At 55.5% G+C, this 21343-nt stretch carries 19 protein-coding genes; 8 read left to right on the plus strand and 11 right to left on the minus strand.

The window, feature by feature from the left end; translation table 11 throughout:
- Nucleotides 1–168 precede the first annotated feature (168 nt).
- Together M2418_RS07195 and M2418_RS07200 are read left to right on the plus strand one after the other, a co-directional pair.
- The gene (locus tag M2418_RS07195; RefSeq protein ID WP_250983146.1) at nucleotides 169–465 is read left to right on the plus strand and encodes a cupin; all 297 of its coding nucleotides are present in this window, start codon (nucleotides 169–171) and stop codon (nucleotides 463–465) included.
- 17 nt (nucleotides 466–482) lie between these two features.
- Nucleotides 483–1391, plus strand: coding sequence for an MBL fold metallo-hydrolase (locus M2418_RS07200; RefSeq protein WP_259145682.1), 909 nt, complete (start codon nucleotides 483–485; stop codon nucleotides 1389–1391).
- Nucleotides 1392–1402: 11 nt separating this feature from the next.
- Here M2418_RS07200 and M2418_RS07205 read toward each other — a convergent pair whose 3' ends face one another.
- Entirely contained in the window at nucleotides 1403–2311 is a 909-nt protein-coding gene (locus M2418_RS07205; RefSeq protein WP_259145683.1) for a DUF1499 domain-containing protein, read from the minus strand.
- Nucleotides 2312–2555: 244 nt separating this feature from the next.
- On the opposite strand from M2418_RS07205, the gene M2418_RS07210 reads away from it, so the two are divergent.
- On the plus strand, nucleotides 2556–2828 hold the full coding sequence (locus M2418_RS07210; RefSeq protein WP_250983149.1) for a hypothetical protein: 273 nt from the start codon (nucleotides 2556–2558) through the stop codon (nucleotides 2826–2828).
- Between the two features lie 13 nt (nucleotides 2829–2841).
- On the opposite strand, the gene ppdK is transcribed toward M2418_RS07210, so the two are convergent.
- The gene (ppdK, locus tag M2418_RS07215; protein ID WP_192487204.1) at nucleotides 2842–5517 is read right to left on the minus strand and encodes a pyruvate, phosphate dikinase; all 2676 of its coding nucleotides are present in this window, start codon (nucleotides 5515–5517) and stop codon (nucleotides 2842–2844) included.
- Nucleotides 5518–5746: 229 nt separating this feature from the next.
- On the opposite strand from ppdK, the gene M2418_RS07220 reads away from it, so the two are divergent.
- Nucleotides 5747–6724, plus strand: coding sequence for a VOC family protein (locus M2418_RS07220; RefSeq protein WP_259145685.1), 978 nt, complete (start codon nucleotides 5747–5749; stop codon nucleotides 6722–6724).
- On the opposite strand, the gene smc is transcribed toward M2418_RS07220, so the two are convergent.
- The 4 genes from smc to M2418_RS07240 form a co-directional block, all read right to left on the minus strand.
- Entirely contained in the window at nucleotides 6725–10189 is a 3465-nt protein-coding gene (smc, locus tag M2418_RS07225) for a chromosome segregation protein SMC (RefSeq protein WP_259145687.1), read from the minus strand.
- Nucleotides 10190–10273: 84 nt separating this feature from the next.
- Entirely contained in the window at nucleotides 10274–10954 is a 681-nt protein-coding gene (locus M2418_RS07230) for a DsbA family protein (protein WP_192487201.1), read from the minus strand.
- A gap of 172 nt (nucleotides 10955–11126) precedes the next feature.
- Nucleotides 11127–11648, minus strand: a complete 522-nt coding sequence (locus M2418_RS07235) for a DUF721 domain-containing protein (RefSeq protein WP_192487200.1) — start codon at nucleotides 11646–11648, stop codon at nucleotides 11127–11129.
- Nucleotides 11629–12849, minus strand: a complete 1221-nt coding sequence (locus M2418_RS07240) for an O-antigen ligase (protein WP_259145690.1) — start codon at nucleotides 12847–12849, stop codon at nucleotides 11629–11631. The genes M2418_RS07235 and M2418_RS07240 overlap by 20 nt, the downstream gene beginning before the upstream one ends.
- Nucleotides 12850–13007: 158 nt before the next feature.
- On the opposite strand from M2418_RS07240, the gene mutY reads away from it, so the two are divergent.
- Nucleotides 13008–14111: an A/G-specific adenine glycosylase gene (gene mutY / locus M2418_RS07245; protein WP_259145691.1), complete on the plus strand. Its 1104-nt coding sequence runs from the start codon at nucleotides 13008–13010 to the stop codon at nucleotides 14109–14111.
- Nucleotides 14108–14719 (plus strand): HAD family phosphatase, encoded by a 612-nt coding sequence (locus M2418_RS07250; protein ID WP_259145692.1) that lies wholly within the window; start codon nucleotides 14108–14110, stop codon nucleotides 14717–14719. Before mutY ends, M2418_RS07250 begins: the two co-directional genes overlap by 4 nt.
- A gap of 339 nt (nucleotides 14720–15058) precedes the next feature.
- Here M2418_RS07250 and M2418_RS07255 read toward each other — a convergent pair whose 3' ends face one another.
- From M2418_RS07255 to M2418_RS07270, 4 genes are all read right to left on the minus strand, one after another.
- Nucleotides 15059–16204 (minus strand): site-specific DNA-methyltransferase, encoded by a 1146-nt coding sequence (locus M2418_RS07255; protein ID WP_192487196.1) that lies wholly within the window; start codon nucleotides 16202–16204, stop codon nucleotides 15059–15061.
- 173 nt (nucleotides 16205–16377) lie between these two features.
- Nucleotides 16378–16830 (minus strand): DUF1284 domain-containing protein, encoded by a 453-nt coding sequence (locus M2418_RS07260; RefSeq protein WP_259145693.1) that lies wholly within the window; start codon nucleotides 16828–16830, stop codon nucleotides 16378–16380.
- Nucleotides 16827–17402, minus strand: a complete 576-nt coding sequence (locus M2418_RS07265) for a biotin transporter BioY (RefSeq protein ID WP_259145694.1) — start codon at nucleotides 17400–17402, stop codon at nucleotides 16827–16829. The genes M2418_RS07260 and M2418_RS07265 overlap by 4 nt, the downstream gene beginning before the upstream one ends.
- A 183-nt stretch (nucleotides 17403–17585) precedes the next feature.
- A complete protein-coding gene (locus tag M2418_RS07270; protein WP_192487193.1) occupies nucleotides 17586–18266 on the minus strand; it encodes a GntR family transcriptional regulator in 681 nt (226 codons plus the stop codon).
- Nucleotides 18267–18379: 113 nt separating this feature from the next.
- Here M2418_RS07270 and M2418_RS07275 point away from each other — a divergent pair, with 113 nt between their 5' ends.
- Nucleotides 18380–19069 (plus strand): HAD family hydrolase, encoded by a 690-nt coding sequence (locus M2418_RS07275; protein WP_259145697.1) that lies wholly within the window; start codon nucleotides 18380–18382, stop codon nucleotides 19067–19069.
- A 99-nt stretch (nucleotides 19070–19168) separates the two neighbouring features.
- Here M2418_RS07275 and M2418_RS07280 read toward each other — a convergent pair whose 3' ends face one another.
- Nucleotides 19169–19705, minus strand: coding sequence for a PilZ domain-containing protein (locus tag M2418_RS07280; RefSeq protein ID WP_259145915.1), 537 nt, complete (start codon nucleotides 19703–19705; stop codon nucleotides 19169–19171).
- A gap of 240 nt (nucleotides 19706–19945) precedes the next feature.
- Between M2418_RS07280 and thrC the strand changes: the two genes are divergently transcribed.
- Nucleotides 19946–21343 carry a threonine synthase gene (gene thrC / locus M2418_RS07285; RefSeq protein ID WP_259145916.1) on the plus strand — a complete coding sequence of 466 codons (1398 nt, stop codon included), beginning with the start codon at nucleotides 19946–19948 and terminating at the stop codon, nucleotides 21341–21343.

A 21343-nucleotide genomic window follows, 5' to 3' on the forward strand; every position in this document is an offset into this window, starting at 1 on the left:
ACAGCAGGGCGAAGCGCTGCTATTCGAGTGGCGCCTGATTAGCAAAGCATAAGGGCAGCGGCAATCATTAAGTTTGCAGAACTGCAATATTTCTTGTTAGGACCGGACCATCTTCATGGTAGTTCATAAAGCAACCGATATTGCCGACCATTTTGCTTGAAAGTGCACATGAGCAAATACAGCGCACGTCCCCCAGCCACGCCAACCACACTGCTCGATGACGATGTCGTGCGGATTATCCGCTGGGACTTTGAGCCAGGTGCCGATACTGGCCACCATACCCACGGGCTTGGTTACGTTGTTGTGCCGATGACCGATTGCCACTTCCTGATCGAGGATGAAAATGGCAGTCGTCGTGTCGACACACCGCGCGGCATGCCTTACAGGCGGGAGGCTGGCGTTTCGCACAATGTCGTCAATGCTGGTGACGAGCCGATGTCATTTATCGAAATCGAATACAAATAAGGGCGTTAGCCAGACAGATGTCAGACCCGGAATTCAGCCGCGAATTTCTGCCCGCCTATGGTACAGCCGTTCCGGTCAGCGATCATGTCCAGCGGATTACCGTCAACAATCCGTCGCCGTTTACCTTTCACGGCACCAACAGTTACATTGTTGGCAATCGCTCAGTGGCCGTCATTGATCCCGGCCCGGAAGACGACGCGCATTTCCAAGCTCTGATGGACGCCCTGAAAGGTCGGGAAGTCAGCCATATTTTTGTCAGCCATACACATCGCGATCACTCGCCGCTTGCTGCCCGGTTGAAAGATGCCACCGGTGCCATCGTCGTGGCTGAAGGTCCACACCGATCTGCACGACCGCTGCATGCCGATGAAACAAATCCATTTTCCGAGAGCTCGGACTACGCCTTCGCGCCAGATATCGCCATTGGCGACAATGAGAGCATATCAGGTGATGGCTGGACGTTGACGGCGCTGCACACACCCGGCCATACCGCAAACCATGCGTCCTTCGCGCTTGACGGTACCGGGATCGTATTTTCCGCCGACCATGTCATGGCATGGGCAACCACCATTGTGGCACCACCGGATGGCGCGATGAGCGACTATATGGCTTCACTGGAAAAGCTGCTGGCGCGAGATGACCGTTTGTTCCTGCCCGGCCATGGAGGCCCGGTGAAAGACCCCTCTTCCTTTATGCGGGGATTGAGGACCCATCGCCGTATGCGCGAACGGGCCGTTCTGGAGCGGATAAAAGCTGGCGACCGCAGGATACCCGACATGGTCAAGGTTATCTACCAGAGCACCGATCCGCGTCTGCACGGCGCTGCAGCACTTTCGGTTCTGGCGCATCTGGAAGACCTGCTTGAAAAGGGACGCATTCAAACCGATGGCCCGCCATCGCTGTCAGGGCATTATTTCCCGACGTAAGGCTTAAGGGATCAGTCCCCTATGCCGAGCATCTCAGCATCCAGCGCCAACAGATAGGCTTCCGCCAGACTGGCGCTTGTACCGAGATCATGCGGCCCGAAACGTGAGGCAACGCGAATATCGACCAGCGTCGTTTCCGTTTCTTCCCGCAGCCGCAACAGGACATCAAAACGCGCACCGAGGATGAAGGAGCGCGTGGCGCCCTGCACCAGCACATCGCCGCCCGTCCCAAACATTGGTCGCGGTGCATCCGCCGGCCTCGACAGCGGCACCGGCACATTTGCCGGTGGCTCGTCATTCAAGGACTCACCCGATGGGTTTTCTTCCGGCGCGGGTAACGCTTCCGGCTGGTCAGGAATGGCGCCTGCAAGCCCGCGTGTCTCGGTGATACGGATGCCTTGCGCCGTCGCGACTTTACGTGCCGCCTGATAGATACGGTCCACCGCACCTTCATAACGCCGCCCGGTCAAGCCGGGATAGGCTTCAGCCTGTTCTGCCCTTGTTTCGGCTGTAATTGGCGGACGGGAAAACCATTGCTGGTTGGCCGTGGGCACCTCGATCCATTCAGGGATATCAGTGATATCGGTCGAGACATCGTAAAGAACCGGGTTTTGCCAATAGAGAAAACCTGCCCAAATCGCGACGCCCAAAGGCAGAGCTGACAACAGGATGGCTTTGAAGGCAGATCGACCGCCCTTTGCCCCTGTCATCCACAGCCGATAAAGACCAAAAAATGCCAGAAGCACTGCGACAAGCGCCAGGCCTGCCGAAATCAGCACGAGGCTGACAAAGTCTGGCATGGTGAGTGGCCCGAACCGGAACAGCGGCACAGCAAACACAAATAGGCACAGTGCGACAAGGCCGAAATAACGCGAGGCAGCGGCAGCACGGGAAACAGGTCGAACGAAGCGCACAGCCATGGAAACAGCCACCCGGATATTTTTCAGTCGTTATATGAAGCCTACCATCCGGCGACGGATGGTTAGACCAATGGCCCAAGAATCACCATCTGCCAGTAAATAGACCGGATTCGCCTTGCGGCAAACGTGACGACAAAAGAAATTCTTCCGAAAGCGATCAAACGGGCGTATCAGTCGAACCAGATGCCATTCTATTCGTTGTAGAAAATGTGCATCACGGCCATTCGGCATTGGAGGTGTTCAGATGCGTATTTTCTCTCTCATCGGCTTGTTTTGCGCGGCAGTGACGTTGGCGTCCTGCCAAACCATGACACCGGAAGAGCGGCGTGCTGCCGACGAGGCGACCTGCCGCGGTTATGGTTTCAAGGTTGGAACAGATGCCATGGCCAGATGCCTGCTCGATATCGATCTGGACCGTCGCGCAGAAGCACGCAGCTGGCAGCAACGGCAGAACGACATGTTCTTCCGCCAGCCGGTGGTTATTGAACGCCGGGTGATCGTGCAGAAGTCGTCTTAGCGCGAACCGCCAGTCAGGCGGACAATGCCCTCGCCGCTATAGTAGCCTGCGCGGCGGCCAGCCGTGCAATAGGCACACGGAACGGTGAACAGGACACATAATCCAGCCCCGCATCTTCGCAGAAATGGATCGATGCCGGGTCGCCACCATGCTCGCCACAGATGCCGAGCTTGAGGTCGCTTTTGGTCTGCCTGCCGCGCTCAGCGGCTATGCGGATCAATTCGCCAACCCCGTCAAAATCGAGCGAAATGAACGGATCACGTTCAATGATACCCTTGCGCTGATAGGTCGTGATGAACCGCGCCGCATCGTCACGCGAAATACCGAAGGTCGTCTGCGTCAAGTCATTGGTGCCAAACGAGAAAAACTCGGCCGCTTCGGCAATGATGTGGGCGCGCAATGCGGCCCGCGGCAGTTCGATCATCGTGCCGGTGAGATAATCGATCTTCACACCGGTTTCTTCCGCCACGCAGGCAGCGATGCGGTCGATGCAGGCACGCACGTAATCAAGTTCTGAGCGCAAGCCAACCAGTGGCACCATGATTTCCGGCACCACAGGCGCGCCGGTTTCCTTGGCGGCGGCAACGGCCGCTTCAAAAATCGCCCTCGCCTGCATTTCGGCAATTTCCGGATAGGAAATGGCAAGGCGGCACCCGCGATGGCCGAGCATTGGGTTAAACTCGTGCAAAGCATCCAGCCGTTGACGGAATACGGTCTGCGGCATGCCCATGGCCGCCGCAACCTCAACGATTTCGCCATCGGTCTTTGGCAGGAACTCATGCAAGGGCGGGTCCAGCAGACGGATGGTCACCGGCAGGCCATGCATGATCTTGAATATTTCGGTAAAGTCGGACCGCTGCATGGGCAACAGCCGGTCAAGTGCGACCCGCCTGCCCTCTTCACTGTCGGCAAGGATCATTTCCCGCATGGAATGAATGCGGTCTTCCTCAAAGAACATGTGCTCGGTACGACAAAGGCCAATGCCTTCCGCACCGAAGGCGCGGGCAGCACGTGCATCCTGCGGCGTATCGGCATTGGTACGAACGGTCATGCGGCGTGCTTCATCCGCCCAGGACATCAGGCGGGCAAAATCACCCGACAATTCCGGCTGTACCATCGGCACTTCACCGCGCAATACCTGCCCGGAGGAGCCGTCAATGGTGATAATGTCACCCTTTTTGAGCACACAGCCCAGCCCGACCAGCGTGTTGTTGCGCAAATCGACACGCATGGAACCGGCACCGGAGACACAGGGAATACCCATGCCGCGTGCAACAACGGCCGCGTGGCTGGTCATGCCGCCGCGTGTCGTCAGGATACCGCCTGCGGCATGCATGCCGTGAATATCTTCAGGACTGGTTTCCATCCGCACGAGAATGACGCTGCGACCTTCCGCATCCGCAGCAACGGCTGCCTCTGCGGTAAAGACGATTTCACCTGTGGCAGCTCCAGGGGAGGCAGGCAGACCGGAGCCGATGACAGGACGCTGCGAGCGCGGGTCAATCGTCGGGTGCAAAAGCTGGTCCAGCGACGAGGGCTCAATGCGCGATACTGCTTCATGACGGGAGATCAGCCCTTCATCCACCATATCGACAGCAATTTTGAGCGCTGCACGTGTTGTCCGTTTGCCAGCGCGGGTCTGCAGCATCCAAAGCTTGCCACGCTCAATGGTAAACTCCATGTCCTGCAAGTCGCAGTAATGCCGCTCGAGGTCGCCGCAGATGCCGGCGAATTCTTCGAACGCCTCCGGCATCAGTTTTTCCATGGACGGCTTGTCCGAGCCGGATGCAATACGGCCTTCTTCGGTAATTGATTGCGGTGTGCGAATGCCGGACACGACATCTTCGCCCTGCGCATTGACCAGAAACTCGCCGTAAAGGGCTTTTTCTCCGGTTGATGGATTGCGCGTGAAAGCAACGCCGGTTGCCGAGGTAGAGCCAAGGTTGCCGAACACCATCGCCTGGACGTTGACCGCGGTTCCCCAAGCTGCCGGAATGTTGTGAAGCTGTCGGTAGGTGACGGCACGCGGGTTCATCCAGCTGGCAAAAACAGCCTTGATGGCGCCCCATAACTGCACTTCGGTGTTCTGCGGGAATACCTCGTCCAGTTCATCTTCAATGATCTGTTTGTAGAGCGTGACGATGTGCTGCCATTCGACGGCAGAAAGCTCGGTGTCATATTCATAACCGAGGCGTGCCTTTTCATCTTCCAGCACTTCCTCGAAAACCTCGTGGTCGAGGCCCATGACCACATCGGCATACATCTGGATAAAGCGGCGATAGCTGTCCCAGGCAAAACGTGCGTCACCGGCATCATGGCCCAGCGCCTCCACGGTTTGATCATTGAGGCCGAGATTGAGGACAGTATCCATCATGCCGGGCATCGAGACTTTTGCGCCGGACCGAACTGAAAGCAGCAAAGGTTGCGAACCGCAGCCAAATTTACGACCCGACATGGCCTCCATGTCGGCAATTCCTGTCATGACCTGTTGTTTGAGATCGTCAGGCAGATCGCGGCCGTTGACGTGGTACCAGCCACATGCTTCGCTGATGATGGTCAGGCCAGGTGGCACCGGCAGGCCAAGACTTGCCATTTCGGCAAGATTCGCCCCTTTGCCGCCAAGGATCTCGACGTCACTCGCCCTGCCTTCGGCTGCCCCGTTGCCAAAGGTGTAGACCCATTTCTTCATCAACGCTCTCCACCCAGAAGCGGTCTTGTTTTTCAAATCTTTATAGCATCATCCGGCTATTTAAAATCGATACCGTATAACTGCTTCGGCGCAGTGCAACAGAAATGAGGCGATTGCATGCTTTGCCTCTCAGGATCACGAATTTTCCGTAAACGGTTGACGCATTCGTGAGATGCAAGAGCACAAAACGCGGCGTAAGGGAAATCAATCTCACTCCCGGATTTTTTCCATGAACCTTTCTCGCAGACATATTCTGAAACTTGCTGGCGTGACATCTGCCAGCGCTGCCCTGGCCGGTGCTGTCAAAGCCGAAGGCATGACCAACCTGACCCTTTCCACCGATGCCCTGCCGTTTGCTCTGACCACGCCAATGCATGTCCGCGAGGCCGCAATCCGGGTAAAAAACCTTGATAACATGCTTGCCTATTACCGGCAGGTGATGGGCTTCACCGAGATTGCGCGCAACGGCAACACCGTCATTGTTGGTGCCGGTGGCATACCACTGCTGCATCTCATTCACCTGCCGGAGGCGGAATTTGAGAGCCAGAGTGCTGCGGGCCTATTCCACATTGCCTACCTGATGCCCACCCGCAAGGATCTCGCCCGCTGGCTTGTGCATGTCGCAAGAATGCAGGCACCGGTTACCGGTTTTGCCGACCACAATGTCAGTGAAGCCGTTTATCTGAACGACCCCGAAGGCAACGGCATCGAAGTCTACAGTGACCGTCAAAAGGATAGCTGGCAGTGGGATGGCGATGTAGTGACGATGGGCACCAAGGAGCTTGATATCGACGACATCGTGTCGCTGACCGATACAACAAAGGACGATTATACGATCGCGCCGGATAATCTGCGTATCGGACACATGCATTTGCGGGTCGGCGATATCGCCAAGGGCCGTGCATTCTATGAAAATGCAGTGGGCCTCGCCTCAACACGCGGCAACCGTGAGGACGCTGCCTTCCTGTCTTCCGGACGGTATCATCACCATGTCGCCATCAACACTTGGAACAGTCGGGGCGCCGAATCGCGCGATGACAAACAGACCGGGCTTGCCTGGTTCTCGCTGACGATCACCGACGCGGCTGACATCAAGCAGCAGCAGGCGCGTCTTGAGGCAGCAGATTACAAGGTTTCCCAGCTTGAGAATGGCGATGCTGAAGCTGTCGATCCCTGGGGAACCGGCCTTAGACTGCAAAAGACCTGATCACGCAACCTCGACAAGCCGCTCTGCGGCCTGAAGATCGACCGACACGAGTTGCGACACACCCTGTTCTGCCATGGTCACACCGAACAACCTGTTCATGCGGGCCATAGTGATCGGGTTATGGGTGATGATGACGAACCGCGTTGCGGTTGACGCCACCATTTCATCCATAAGATTGCAGTAACGCTCGACGTTGTGGTCATCCAGCGGTGCGTCCACCTCGTCCAGCACACAAATCGGCGCCGGGTTGGTCAGGAACACAGCAAAGATCAGTGCCATTGCCGTCAATGCCTGCTCGCCACCGGACAAAAGCGTCATCGTCTGCGGCTTTTTGCCGGGTGGGCGGGCAAGAATTTCCAAACCGGCTTCCAGCGGGTCTTCCGATTCAATCAATTGCAGTTCCGCAGTGCCACCACCGAACAGGTGCGTGAACAGCCGCTGGAATTGGCCATTGACCACGTCAAAGGCAGCGATCAAACGCTCGCGTCCTTCGCGGTTCAGGCTCTGGATACCGGCGCGCAGTTTCTTGATGGCATCAATGATGTCATCACGTTCCTTGACCAGAGCGGTCAATTTTGCCGAAAGCTCTGCCTGCTCTTCATCCGCACGCAGGTTAACCGCACCCAGTCTCTCACGTTCGATCTTGAGGCGATCAAGTTCACGCTCCACTTCGCGCAGATCAGGCAGCGCTGCATCAACGGCAAGGCCCGTCAGGCGGTAGGCCTGATGTGGACCGACATTGAGCGTCTCCTGAATACGATGTGCGGTTTCCTGGCGTCTTTCGCGCGCAGATACCAGACGTTCTTCGGTTCTACCGCGACGCTCGCGGGCCTCCGCCAGTTCTGACAGTGCCGTCGCAGCCGTGCGGTCTGCTTCACGTTGCAGATTTTCCGCATGCACCAGCTGGTCAGCGGCCAGACGGCGAGCCTCTTCGGTTTTTTGCAGTTCGGTCAAAAGTGCACGACGTTTTTCATCGAACTCTTCTGGCGCGACCTCGAGATCGAGCATTTCTTCGCGGGCTTCTTCCTCACGTTCACGCAAGGTCGAAATATGTTCGGAAGCACTGGCAACACGTGCCTGCCACGTGCTGCGCTCCTGCGCGATGGCGTTGATACGGCGCTGACGGGCTTCGGCTTCCCTGTTCAGACCTTCGTGACGGGCTCGGGCTTCGGCCAGCAGGCCACGATCGGTTGCTACCTCCATCTGGACTTCGCGCAAACGGGTATCGATCTGCGTCAGATCAGGCGCATCATCCATTTCGATACGCGCATTTTCTTCCTGAATGACAACCTCTTCGATCTGCGACCGGATCTGGTTGACGGCTTCGCTGACGATATCGCGACGGCGCATCAGGTCACCGGAGGCGCGCTCTGCACTGGACAGCGCGTCACGCGATTCCGCCAGATGCCGCACGGCAAGACGGCTCATTTCGCGCGCTTCATTCAGGCGAATATCGGCTAGACGAATTTCATCCGCCGTCGCCGCAAGCAGTTCTTCGGCTTCCGAGAGCGCAAAACGCGCTTCTTCCATCTCGCCTTCCAGCTCAGCCAGACGGTTTTTCTGCGCAAGCCGCAGGGCGGCCGTTCCCGGGGCATCTGCGCCGGTGACATGGCCGTCCCAACGGAACACCGCACCTTCACGCGTCACAAGCCGTTGGCCGGTTTGCAGCTTCGGCATCAGGCGAAGTGCGTCTTCAATGTTTGCGACAATGCCGATCTGCTTTAGCGCACGCGAAAGGGCCCCCGGACCCTTTACATGTTCGGCCAGAGAGGCAAGTCCGGTTGGCAGCGCAGGATCAGCGCTTGCGTCGCCGCTGACGCTCCAATAGGTCGGAGCCGCCGGATCAAGTGAGCTTTCAAGATCATCGCCAAGGGCCGCGCCAAGAGCCACCTCAAAACCCTTGCCAACCGTCAATTCTTCAGCGATCGGCGTGAATGTGCCAGAGCTTGCGCCGGCCGCCAGCATGCGTGAAATGGTACGGGCTTCGGTTTCAAGGCCGTTTACACGCGCCCGCGCCGCATCCACCGGTGCACGCGCCATGGCCTCACCACTACGCGCCTCCGTCAGTGCCGTTTCGGCATCTTCAACCGCAATCTGCGCGTCACTGACCGCATCTTCCGCCGCCTCGACCACCGAGCGCTTTTCAGCGGGGTCCGGCAGCAAAGACAGTTTTTCGGAGATGACATCCAGTTCGGAGGACGCATCCTGTGCCTGTTTTTCAAGGCGCATCTTGCGATCGGCGAGATCACGAATGGCGCGTTCAAGCTGGGTACGGGCAGCTGCGGCTTCCGCACGCTGAGCCGTCAGTGCCGTTGCGGCATTTTCGCTTTCGCTAAGCTTTGCCGCGGCCGCCTCAAAGGCTTCGCGCGTTTCCTCGGCATAACGCCCGCTATCGGCCAGTGTCTCCACCAGCTCAGCCTCTTCAGCATCTAGCCGCGTCAGGATCTGAGCATTGTCGGCTACCAGCCGCTCTTCGCGGGCGATGTCTTCTCCCAGTTGCGCCAAGCGTCTGGTCAGTTCATCGCGACGTCTGAGCAGGCGGCCTGCTTCCTCATCAAGTTGGGTTCGGGCGATTTGCAGGCGTTGCAAGGCGGCTGCGGCGCGCGCTTCATTCTCACGTAATTCTGGCAGCTTCAGGCTTGCGATGCCTTGTTCCTTGGCCGCCTCCATTTGCTTCTGGGCTTTTTCAGCAACCAGAACAGTGGCCTGATTGAGTGCGCTTTCGGCTTCGCCTTCAGCCTGCTTGGCCTCCACCCAACGGATGTGCAGCAACATCGCCTCGCGGGCACGAATATCGGCAGACAGGCTCTTGAAGCGATTTGCCTGACGGGCCTGACGTTTCAGGCTCTCAATCTGGCTTTCCAGCTGCGCCGTTACATCTTCCAAACGTTCAAGATTGGTTTCTGCAGCGCGCAGGCGCAGTTCCGCCTCATGGCGTCTGGAATGCAAACCGGAAATACCGGCTGCCTCTTCCAGCAACTGACGGCGGGCCTGCGGTTTGGCGTTAATCAACTCGCCAATGCGCCCCTGCCCGACCATCGATGGAGAGCGGGCACCGGTTGATGCATCAGCAAACAGCAGTTGCACGTCCTTGGCGCGGGCTTCCTTACCATTGATGCGATAGACCGAGCCATTTTCGCGCTCAATGCGTCGCGTCACCTGAATTTCGTCTGCATCATTAAACGCCGCAGGTGCCGTGCGGTCTGCATTGTCGAGATAAAGGCCAACTTCGGCGGTGTTGCGGGCCGGACGATTTCCGGAACCTGAAAAGATGACGTCATCCATTCCGGAGGCGCGCATGTTCTTGTAGGAGTTTTCCCCCATCACCCAACGCAACGCTTCAACAAGGTTGGATTTTCCGCAGCCGTTCGGACCGACAACACCAGTCAGTCCCGGCTCAATGATGAACTCGGATGGTTCGACAAACGACTTGAAGCCGACAAGGCGTAGCTTGTTGAACTTCATTGATCGTTATCCCCGGTACCGCATAAGCAATAAAAAACGGGCGAACGGAATGATCCGCCGCCCGCCATTTGAATGGAACGTCGTTTAGCTAAGGCTGTCGATAAGGGCCGACATGGATTCAAGCGACATGTCTCCAGCATACTTCTTGCCGTTGATGATGAAGGTTGGCGTAGAGTTTACACCAAACTCGCCAGCACCACGCTGCATCGTTGCGTTCACATCATCCAGAAGCTTCTGGTTCGTCAAGCAGGCTTCGAAGCTCTCCTGTGAAAAACCGGCAAGTTTCGACATTTGCAGCAATGCGGCGCGTGCATCCTGTGCTGTCGCCCATGTCTGCTGCTGCTTAAACAGCATGGAGACGAATGGGTAATACTGGTTTTCAGGAGCGCAACGGGCCAGCATAAAGGCCGCAGCAGCACGCGGATCGAACGGGAATTCGCGGATAACGAAGTACACCTTACCGGAGTCGATGTACTTTTCCTTGATCTTGTCGAAGGTGTTGTTGTGGAAGTTTGCGCAATGCGGGCAAGTCATGGACATGTATTCCACGATCTTGACTGGTGCGTTGGCATCACCAAGCGCCTTGTCTGGCAGAGGGCCAGGCTTGAGCACTTCCGTCATGTCCACATCGCCAATGGATTGCGGCAGTTCCTGCGCGCTTGCGTAATCCGCAACCAGCGAAATCGGCAAGGTTACGCAAACCGCTGCCAAAGCAACGCTGCCAAGAAGATTACGGCGGGTCATGGTAAGTTCGGAAGAAGGCATTGAAGCACCTGTTCGTGTGAAGACTCGATATGTCTGTATTTCCGATATCGCGGCGGCCTGTTCATAACAAGCAGCCATTCTCATTCTTATTGTCAAAGAATTGTGACCAAAGCTCGTTTCGCTAAAATATCAGTGCACATTCGGAAGTATTTTCCGACACTATTGCCGTTGATCAAGAACGTCCGCGCGCAGGTTTCTGCAACACTGCGGTGCCCAATCGCTCCACCGCCTTGCGAAGCTGTTCGCTTTCAATACCTTCCATCATGTCGTGAAGACGCTTCGCGGCGTCTCCCTTTAATGGCTGCGGTTTTTTCTTGCGCAGTATCGCCTGAGAAACGGGCTTTTGCACAATACGGATCTGGCGCACGGCGGGATAACCGAAAAATCCATTGATACGGGCAATCAGTTCACCTTGCGCATGGGTCAGGAAAAGCGCACGTGCGCCTTCGCAGGCAATCGTCAGAACACCGGGTTGATAACCGCTGCCGTCGGATGCATCGTCGCGTCGCGGCCAGGCAATTTTTTCAGGACGGGTGCAGTCGGCAAAATCTTCACCGGCAATTTCATCCCAGGAACCAAGCAGGGCGGTGCTGATCCCTGCCCGGCGCGCCAGCACCGGGTCGATGATACCGTTGGCTACTTCCGATATCTGGACAACAGATGGTCTGCGTCCCTTAAACGGTGCCACGCACATTTCCCTTCGTGTTCTCTTCAGTTGTGACTGGCAGAGTGACAAAAATAACCAGCGCCGACCACAGGAAAATACTGTCGTAGATATCGTGGCCGAAGATGAAGTTCGTCATGCCGCCAACCACATATGTAGCAGTCAAAACGATAGCGACAAACAGGCGCTGGCGATAAAAATCATCACGAGCGGCATTGATCGCGGCCAGGAGCGGTGCGCAGAGCAACGCAACCAAAGACAGGAAACCGACGATACCTGAATCAACCATCGCCGTCAGAAAACCATTGTGGAAGTGGGTGAACTGCAGTCCGGTCTGTTCGATCAGCGCACGTCTGTTTTGAACACCATAACCAAAAACCGGGTTCTGCTGAACCAACTCAAGGCCATATTTCCATAAGTCCATTCGGACACTGTATGATGTGTCGGTTGCAGTGGCATTTTCGCTGGTCATATAGGTAATCGTATCGCGAATTCTGTCGGCACTGCTGATGCCGAACCACACGATGATCACGGCAACAACAGCCAGAATAAGCGCACCCTTGATATTCAGCCACGGCTTGATAGTGGCCGGGAAAAACATTGCGAACAAAGCGATAGCAAGGACGGTTGCCGGCAACATGCCGCGTGACTGAGACAGCAGCAGACAGACGAAGCCAGCCACAAAGCCAATGAAACCAACAATCTTGCGCCATTTGACCTCAGACAGCAGGTTCAACAATGCAAGCACTGAAAACAGAGCGCAAATCAGGGCAAATGGCAGCGCGTTACCCGCTCCGCCCTCTGCACGAGTCCGCAGAATAACGCCCTGCCACATGGCAATGGGCAAAGCGAGGATGCCACAGATCGCAGCACCCAGGACAAAACTCTCAAAAAGGGTCCTTCCTGACGTAATGCGCAGACGCGGCAGCATCAGCCAGAACAGCAAGAACGGCAGCAATGGTGCCAGCTTGCGCAATACAGGCATCAAACCGGTATCCGAATTGATGAGCATGGCGAGGAACTGCACCAAAACGTAGACGATGGCCGGTATAATCAGGAAAAGATCCTGTCTGGAAAAGGCTGGCGGAAAACGTTTCAGAGAAAGAGAAACAATCGCCCAGACAATGGAGGCTATCAACAGGATCGTCGTGACCGAGCCGCCGACACCTGCCAAGGCCGCCACGGCAATAATGAACACATGGTTGTTTGCATTCATTGACAGAGGCTTCATCAATTCCACTTTCATTGACTAAGATTTGCATGGCCCTATATGAGATGGTTGGCATAGTTTAAAGAATGCGCCATTACCAGTGACATATCCCTGCTTTTCCGTTGAAAACAGTTTCCACCAGGGGTGTCGCGTGACATAAATATCGCGGAAAAGGTGCAATGCTCCTCACGAACGACCGTCCAGCATTATCCGACCTGCTATTGCGATGGTATGACAGGCATCACAGGGAACTCCCATGGCGCACATCCCCTGCCGTGGCAGCAAAAGGTGTCACAGCTAACCCTTATCACGTTTGGCTGTCTGAGGTGATGTTGCAACAGACAACCGTGCAGGCGGTAAAACCCTATTTCGCAAAATTCCTGGCCGCCTGGCCAACCGTTACCGATCTGGCTGATGCACCGGTTGAAGATGTGATGGCCGCCTGGGCTGGGCTCGGTTACTACGCACGTGCGCGTAATTTGCGGAAATGCGCCGAAACCGTTGCCCGTGACCATGCCGGTATATTTCCGGACACTGAAGATGGCTTGAGAGCCCTGCCCGGTATTGGTGATTATACCGCTGCCGCCGTCGCAGCGATCGCCTTTAATCGGCAGGCTGCCGTGATGGACGGTAACGTCGAGCGTGTTATCTCGCGGCTCTTTGTCATCGACGCGCCCCTGCCATCTTCAAAACCGGCCATGAAAGCCAAGGTCGTTGCGCTGACGCCGGCCGGCCGTCCCGGCGATTTTGCGCAAGCGATGATGGATCTGGGTGCTACTATCTGTACGCCGAAGCGTCCGGCCTGCGCACTCTGTCCGTTCAACGAGCACTGTCTGGCGCTTGCCACTGACAATCCGGAGCGCTTTCCGGTCAAGGCACCCAAAAAAGACAAGCCGGTCCGGCTCGGTGCAGCCTTTATTGCTGTCAATGACAGCGGCGAGATTCTGTTGCGGCGGCGGATTGAAAGCGGCTTGCTGGGTGGCATGACAGAAGTGCCAACAACGGGTTGGACAGCGAGGATCGACGGCACGACGGGGACCGAAGAAGCGCCGTTGCCAGCGGACTGGGAGGCCGCAGGCGCAATCGTGCATGTCTTTACCCATTTTGAATTGAGACTTTCGATCTATCGGGCAAAAATTCCTCCCGACAGCGAAAATCGTGTCAATGACGGATGGTGGGAGCCAGTCACAAATCTTGATGCGCAAGCGCTGCCAACAGTCATGAAAAAAGCGATCAAACAGGCTATTCCGTTTGCTTTCGATCATAACGGGACCTCTGCATGACCCAGACTATTCGGCATATTGTTTTCGATATTGGCAAAGTACTCATCCACTACGATCCTGACATTCCCTACAGCCGCATCATTCCCAACAAGGAAGAGCGCCAGTGGTTTTTCGAGAATGTATGTACGCATGATTGGAATCTGGAGCAGGACAGAGGTCGTACCTGGCAGGATGCTGAAGCGTTGCTGATTGCAGAGCATCCGGAAAAAGAAGCACATATCCGTGCGTTTCGCGAAAACTGGCATGAAATGGTATCGCACGCCTATGACGATTCCGTTGCGATCATGCTTGGACTGATCGAGGACGGTCGTGACGTGACGATGCTGACCAACTTTGCGTCGGACACATTCCGGCAGGCGCAGGAAATGTACCCTTTTTTGAAACGGCCACGTGGGGTCACCGTTTCCGGCGATGTTGGATTGATAAAGCCCGATGTCGCGATTTACGAAACACATCACAAGGCTTTTAATCTGGAGCCTTCGGCCACATTGTTTATCGACGATTCCTATCCAAACGTCGAAGGCGCACGCAAGGCCGGATGGCAGGCAGTGCATTTTACCGGCATTGAAAAGCTGAGAGAAGATTTGAAAGCGCACGGCGTGCTGTGAGCGAATATCTGACGCAGGCAGGAAATGGCGGTCTCCCACCTGCGTCAGTCCAGCCGTAAACGGCAGGATTTCAGAATTCATGCGTGAGAAGTTTATGCTTTCGCAACTCGCCATGTCTCCTCTGAAAACAGAGATAAAGACACAGGCTTGTGTGAAACTGTCATGGTTTTGTTATCTAAAGCAATACTTATATGACCAACATTTCAGCACGATACAGAAATAGCTTATAAACAGAGCGGCCCCCGAGGCTTTCGCTTCGGGGGCCGTTCATCTCCTTCCGAGACTAGAGGTACTTACACCGGAAAGAGAAACTGGCAGACAGGCGCGGCGGTGGATCGTTTATTCTACCTTTGCCAGTTCAGAACGAATGACACTTCTCAATTCATCGATAGGCTTGAGGTCAGCACCGTCTTCAAAGTGCCAGAACATCCAGCCATTGCAGGCATCCAGCCCTTGCACCTTGGCTCCAAGCCGGTGAATGGAACCCGCATCTCCGCCTGAAGCAATCGTACCATCCGCACGAATAATGGCGCTATAACGGCGCTTCACATCGGTCAAAACCTGGCCTGGACGAACAAGTCCACTTTCAAGCAGTGTATTGAACGCGACGCGTGGCTCAGCACGCTTGCCAGTCATGACCGTCAATTCGGCTTTGCCCAGCGGCTCTACCGACGCGATGCGAGCGGAAGCTGCATCAATGTAATCCTGCTCACGCTCAATGCCGACGAAATGGCGTCCCAAACGCTTGGCAACGGCACCGGTGGTACCAGAACCGAAGAATGGATCGAGAATGATATCGCCCGGCTTGGTCGAGGACATGATGACACGCGCCAGCAATGCTTCCGGCTTTTGCGTCGGATGAACTTTCTTGCCGTCTTCGCCTTTCAGGCGCTCATGCCCGCTGCAGATCGGGAACAGCCAATCGGAACGCATCTGCACGTCATCGTTAGATGCCTTCAGCGCTTCGTAGTTGAAGGTATAGCCTTTGGCCTTGGAATCGCGGCTGGCCCAGATCATGGTTTCATGTGCGTTCTGGAACCGGCGACCCTTGAAGTTCGGCATCGGGTTGGTTTTGCGCCAGACGATATCGTTGAGGAGCCAGAAGTTGAGATCCTGCAACATCGCACCGACGCGGAAAATATTGTGGTAGGACCCAATAACCCAGATCGTGCCATTGGGCTTCAACACACGGCGGCAGGCGAGAAGCCATGCACGTGTAAAAGCATCATAAGCCTCAAACGAAGCGAACTGGTCCCAGTCATTGTCAACGGCGTCGACAACAGACTGATCCGGACGATGCAATGTGCCGCCAAGCTGAAGATTATAGGGTGGATCGGCAAAAATCGCATCGACCGACTGGCTCGGCAATGCTTCAAGAGCTGCTACGCAATCGCCCTTTATGATGCTGTCTTTCCAGGCATCCTCCTGCCCTGCACGATCAAAACCGGCACGCCGAAAATCGGCCAGCGGATAAACTGATGCCATCGGTACTCGCTCCATACGCTTACTCGAACTGAACTGATGCCTATGGTTACCGAAGATGGTTATCAAAGACTGAATGCGGCGCAGAAAAACGCAAATATCTGACAAAAAAGCATTATTTCATTTGTATTCAGTTGGTCATCGCAGCGTGACAAATGCAAGAAGCGAGCGTGCCATTAACCATGGCACGCAGCAGGTTCGGCGGTTTGAGAGATGATTTTCACGCCCTTGAAACCGGAGGCGGCAACCTTGTCGCAAAGCGAACTCCATTCGCAATCATGACAGGCTTTGCGAATCGAATTGTGTGAAAATGCCAACCGCAAACGTGACAGAAACACGTGGTCGGGTTTCAGCGTATCACCAATCAACAGTGTTTTCCCAAGCAACCGCCCAACCGCATCCAATGCAGCAATATCGCGCTGCACGACACTTGCCTTGTAACAATGCGCGCCCTGACTGCAGAGCAAGGGTTGGCATATATCGTCTGGCCCATCGACAATCTCGATTGTCTCACCGGAAGACAGCCGTTTGGCGATTTTGCGATAATTATCGGTGAAGGCCGCTGTGTAGCCCTCACCGACAAAGGTCAACATGCAGAGCAGATGATGCCCGCGCAGACGTATACTCAAGAGGTCTTTACCCGGCCTTTGGTTGCCTTGAGCACCGTTGCTGCTAGGGCAGATTTAAGGACCGCGCCGATCAGGAATGGTACAACGCCGGCGATCCAGGCTTTTTCAGCGCCGATCACCTGTGCCAGCCACATCCATCCCAAGAGCAGGCAAAGCAGGTTCGCGGCAAGGTGCATTGAAAAGCCGGCAAACAACCGATTGGCCGATATGCCCTTTTCAGTGAGGAAACCGACAAATATCGCCATTAGTGGAAATGCCACGAGATATCCTGCGGTTGGCCCCATGAAAGGTGCAATGCCCGACTTGAATTCGGCAAGAACGGGAAAACCGACCATCGCCTCGGCGAGCCATGCCAAAACTGTCAGACCGCCCAATCGCCATCCATAAAGCGCTCCAATCATCGTCACAGCAAATGTCTGCATGGTGATTGGCACAGGCACCATCGGCACCGAAATCTGTGATGCGATTGCCAACGCCAGCGTGCCGACAACCACGAGGACGACTTTCCCAAGCAGAGTCTTTTCGAGATTATCGATAAGACGACCGTTCAAAGCAGATACTTTTCCAGACATTATCTTTCCTTTGCAAAAATTATAGATAATTATGAAGTTATAAGGATCAAACCGCCCAAAAACCAAATGGAATCTTCAAAACTTGAAAAAATAGCACGCATCTCCGCCAGGGAGACTGTGGAGATATTTCGATAAATGTCATTATTTACAGTGAATTACGCGGAAATAAAATTATCTATAATTTTATCCGACGATAGCAAAGGCATCCTTCGTGGAGCCAGCTGGTGTGCGTATGGCGGTTCTGCCAATCCATTGCACGTGACCATCCAAAATACGCACAGCTTCCTCCCCCCTGCCAGAACGCAAGGCATTCAGGATAGCGCGATGGTCATGGTCTGTACGGCGCTCCCATCCGGCACGCCATGCCGAAAACAGGAAACGCGCGCTCGCCGCATGCAGCCCGTCGATCGTTTCAAGCAATCGCGGCATGCCGCAGGGCGTTATGATCAACCGGTGAAAGCGCCGGTTGGCCGCCTCCCAGCTCCGCACGTCTGCCGCGCTGTCGCCTTCGGCTGTTGCGGCCTCAGCCTCATCAAGAATGGCGGCAGTCATGTGCGGAATGGCATGACGCAAGGCCAGAACCTCAAGAGCCGCGCGCATTTCAGCAACTTCGCGGACTTCGTTCAGACCGAAATCTGCAACCCTTACGCCGCGTCGCGGCAGGCTGATGGCCAGCCCTTGCGCTTCCAGCCGACGAAAAGCCTCACGCACAGGGACGTGACTGGCACCGAACTCTTCAGCAATATGATCCTGCCGCAGCCGCTCACCCGGCGACAATTCACCACGAACGATCCGGTCGCCGAGACTGCGTGCGATACGCGCCGCGATTGTATCATCCGGCTTGCGGGGTTCTTTAGGGGCCATGCCTTCCCATAGAATGCGCCGCAATGCTTGTCGAGCAACAAACGCAAGCAGGTTGAGCTTAACCGCCGCATGGTCTAAAAGCGCCGCGATTTGTTATTCTGAAAGGAGCGCAGATGAGCGCCTTCGACCTTATCATTTTTGACTGTGACGGCGTGCTGGTCGATTCCGAAATCATTGCCGCGCAGGTCGAATCCGCACTTCTGACAGAAGCAGGCTATCCGATTACCGTGGAAGAGATGGGCGAACGTTTTGCCGGCATGACATGGCACAATATTCTGCTGGCTGTTGAGCGTGAAGCAAGCATACCGCTGTCGGCATCGCTGCTCGACAAATCGGAAAAGCTGCTGGATGCCCGCCTACAGCGCGACGTAAAAGTCATCGAAGGTGTCAAGTTTGCGCTGGCGCGCCTGACGCTGCAGCGCTGCATCTGCTCCAATTCCAGCAGCAAGCGTCTGGATATGATGCTGACCAAGGTCGGCCTGAAGCCTTATTTCGATCCGCATATCTATTCGGCCAAAGACCTTGGTCCGGACAGGGTAAAACCGAAACCGGATATTTTCCTGCACGGCGCCAGCCAGTTTAATGTCTCGCCATCCAAGACCGTTGTTGTAGAGGATTCCGTTCACGGCGTTCATGCGGCAAAATCGGCTGGCATGCGTGTTATCGGCTTTACCGGCGCCTCGCACACCTACCCCGGCCACGCCGACAAGCTAACCGATGCGGGTGCAGAAACCGTCATCGCCCGCATGATGGACCTGCCGGCTGTCGTTGCAGCGCTGTCCGATTGGGGCGGCATTTCTTGATAAAAAAAATGGGCGGAGGAACACTTTGTTCTTCCGCTCATTTTTCAAAACCTTTGGCCACCGTCTAAAGCAGATTTACGCTGGCGGGCCAGCCAGTCGTTACTTCTTCTTTTTCACACCATCATCGAAGCCGACGAAGACGTTTACAGTCTTAGGTGCACCGCCAGGGCCATTTGGAATGGCTACATGGTCATTGTTGAAGATGAACTGTGCGCCACCATCAGCCGCAATATTGACCGGGAACTGCGTTACCTCGGAGAAAATTTCACCGTCGCCATCTTTTACAGAGACGCGAATTGGCAATGTCACCGCACCGGGCTTTGCCTGTGGGCCGGGAACGATTCGGCCCTGCACCAAAACATTGACAGTCAATGTGTCCATGTTCATCGTGCAGGCGCGGGTGCTGTCAGCCAATGACGCCTGATAAACCAGTTGTTCCGGATTATCCTTGGCGCCGCGCGCATAAACGCGATGAACGGCATTGCTATCGAGAACCGTTACCTTGGGGCAGTTTGCCTGCACAACCGGCGTAACAGCTGCGGCTGTCGGGGTTGCACTGCCGCCGGTTTCGCCTATGCCGAGCGCTTCCGATGGGCTGGAAGAGTTGCATCCGGCAACGATGGCCAGCAGCGACATGGCGGCGGATAAACGCAAAATATGACCTGACACTCTGTTCAATCCTCTACACTGCCTCCGAGGTGTACCGGAGAACCTGTTTAACGGCCTTTCACGCCAGTTGGCGATGGTCTATAGCAGCGACGTCGGAAAAAATCGATTGGCCTGTTCGGATTTGCTTGAATTTTCCTCAGCATCACTGAATACCACCATATCTGTTTTGCTTCGGCGACCTGATTGCTTACGACAAGGGACCATCTCGTGGAATATGTTTCGACCAGGGGCGAAGCCCCTTCGCTGGGTTTTTGCGATGTACTGCTTGCCGGTCTGGCACGCGACGGCGGGCTGTATGTGCCGCGTAAATGGCCGTCGATGAGCAAAAAGGAAATTCGTGCGCTGCGCGGAAAATCCTATCAGGAAATCGCCTTTGAAGTGCTTTACCGTTTTACCGGCGGCGAAATTCCGGCTGATGATTTTCGTGCGATGATCGACGAGGCCTACGCCACGTTCAAACATCCAGCCATTGCTCCGCTGGTGCAGACCGGCCCCAACTCCTACGTGCTTGAACTTTTCCACGGCACGACGCTGGCGTTCAAGGACGTCGCCATGCAGCTGATCGGCCGTTTGATGGATTATGCCCTGACGCAGCGCGATCAGAGAGCGACTATTGTTGGCGCCACATCCGGCGACACTGGTGGCGCCGCAATCGATGCGTTTGCCGGTCGCGAACGTACAGACATCTTCATCCTGTTCCCGCACGGCAAGGTTTCGCCAGTGCAGCAGCGCCAGATGACCAGCTCGACCGCATCGAACGTGCACGCCATTGCCGTTCACGGCAATTTCGATGACTGCCAGAACCTCGTCAAAGAAATGTTCAATGACGCCAAGTTCCGCGACACCGTCAAACTGTCCGGCGTCAATTCCATTAACTGGGCGCGCATCATGGCGCAGGTGGTGTATTATTTCACATCGGCACTGACACTCGGTTCTCCAGATCGCAAAGTGTCCTTCACCGTACCAACAGGCAACTTCGGTGACATTTTCGCAGGCTACGTCGCCAAGAAAATGGGCCTGCCAATCGATCGTCTGGTCATTGCGACAAACGACAACGACATTTTGGCGCGTACGCTGAAGACTGGCCGTTATGAAATGCGTGGTGTGAAAGCCACCACCTCGCCTTCGATGGATATCCAGATTTCCTCCAACTTCGAGCGCCTGCTGTTTGAAGCCTATGACCGCGATGCGCGTGCCGTGCGCAATTCCATGGATGGTCTCAAGCAGTCCGGCTCTTTTGAAATTCCAGAAGAAGCCATGAAGTTTATTCGTCGCGACTTCCGCGCAGGCCGTGCAACCGAAAAGCAGGTTGCAGCAACCATTCGCGATACTCTGCAGGAAACAGGCTATTTGCTGGATCCGCACACGGCGACCGGCGTTTTTGTGGCGAAAAAGCATGAAAAGCCACGCAGCCCGATGGTTACGCTGGCCACTGCTCATCCAGCAAAATTTCCGGCGGCTGTAAAATCCGCTTGCGCAATCGATCCGGCCCTTCCATCATGGCTCGCTGATCTTATGAACCGGGAGGAGCGTTTCGAAATTCTTGAGGCCGACCTTAAAGCCGTTGAAACCTTTATCGGCAAACATGCGCGCGCCAAGGAATAG

The sequence above is a fragment of the Rhizobium sp. BIGb0125 genome (assembly GCF_024810055.1).
Classification (GTDB): Bacteria; Pseudomonadota; Alphaproteobacteria; order Rhizobiales; family Rhizobiaceae; genus Agrobacterium.

Bases quoted from the DNA above. Each gene is read 5' to 3' on its own strand.
- M2418_RS07195 (WP_250983146.1), top strand. From the start codon at position 169: ATGAGCAAATACAGCGCACGTCCCCCAGCCACGCCAACCACACTGCTC.
- M2418_RS07200 (WP_259145682.1), top strand. From the start codon at position 483: ATGTCAGACCCGGAATTCAGCCGCGAATTTCTGCCCGCCTATGGTACA.
- M2418_RS07205 (WP_259145683.1), bottom strand. From the start codon at position 2,311: ATGGCTGTGCGCTTCGTTCGACCTGTTTCCCGTGCTGCCGCTGCCTCG.
- M2418_RS07210 (WP_250983149.1), top strand. From the start codon at position 2,556: ATGCGTATTTTCTCTCTCATCGGCTTGTTTTGCGCGGCAGTGACGTTG.
- ppdK (WP_192487204.1), bottom strand. From the start codon at position 5,517: ATGAAGAAATGGGTCTACACCTTTGGCAACGGGGCAGCCGAAGGCAGG.
- M2418_RS07220 (WP_259145685.1), top strand. From the start codon at position 5,747: ATGAACCTTTCTCGCAGACATATTCTGAAACTTGCTGGCGTGACATCT.
- smc (WP_259145687.1), bottom strand. From the start codon at position 10,189: ATGAAGTTCAACAAGCTACGCCTTGTCGGCTTCAAGTCGTTTGTCGAA.
- M2418_RS07230 (WP_192487201.1), bottom strand. From the start codon at position 10,954: ATGCCTTCTTCCGAACTTACCATGACCCGCCGTAATCTTCTTGGCAGC.
- M2418_RS07235 (WP_192487200.1), bottom strand. From the start codon at position 11,648: ATGTGCGTGGCACCGTTTAAGGGACGCAGACCATCTGTTGTCCAGATA.
- M2418_RS07240 (WP_259145690.1), bottom strand. From the start codon at position 12,849: ATGAAGCCTCTGTCAATGAATGCAAACAACCATGTGTTCATTATTGCC.
- mutY (WP_259145691.1), top strand. From the start codon at position 13,008: ATGCTCCTCACGAACGACCGTCCAGCATTATCCGACCTGCTATTGCGA.
- M2418_RS07250 (WP_259145692.1), top strand. From the start codon at position 14,108: ATGACCCAGACTATTCGGCATATTGTTTTCGATATTGGCAAAGTACTC.
- M2418_RS07255 (WP_192487196.1), bottom strand. From the start codon at position 16,204: ATGGCATCAGTTTATCCGCTGGCCGATTTTCGGCGTGCCGGTTTTGAT.
- M2418_RS07265 (WP_259145694.1), bottom strand. From the start codon at position 17,402: ATGTCTGGAAAAGTATCTGCTTTGAACGGTCGTCTTATCGATAATCTC.
- M2418_RS07270 (WP_192487193.1), bottom strand. From the start codon at position 18,266: ATGGCCCCTAAAGAACCCCGCAAGCCGGATGATACAATCGCGGCGCGT.
- M2418_RS07275 (WP_259145697.1), top strand. From the start codon at position 18,380: ATGAGCGCCTTCGACCTTATCATTTTTGACTGTGACGGCGTGCTGGTC.
- M2418_RS07280 (WP_259145915.1), bottom strand. From the start codon at position 19,705: ATGTCGCTGCTGGCCATCGTTGCCGGATGCAACTCTTCCAGCCCATCG.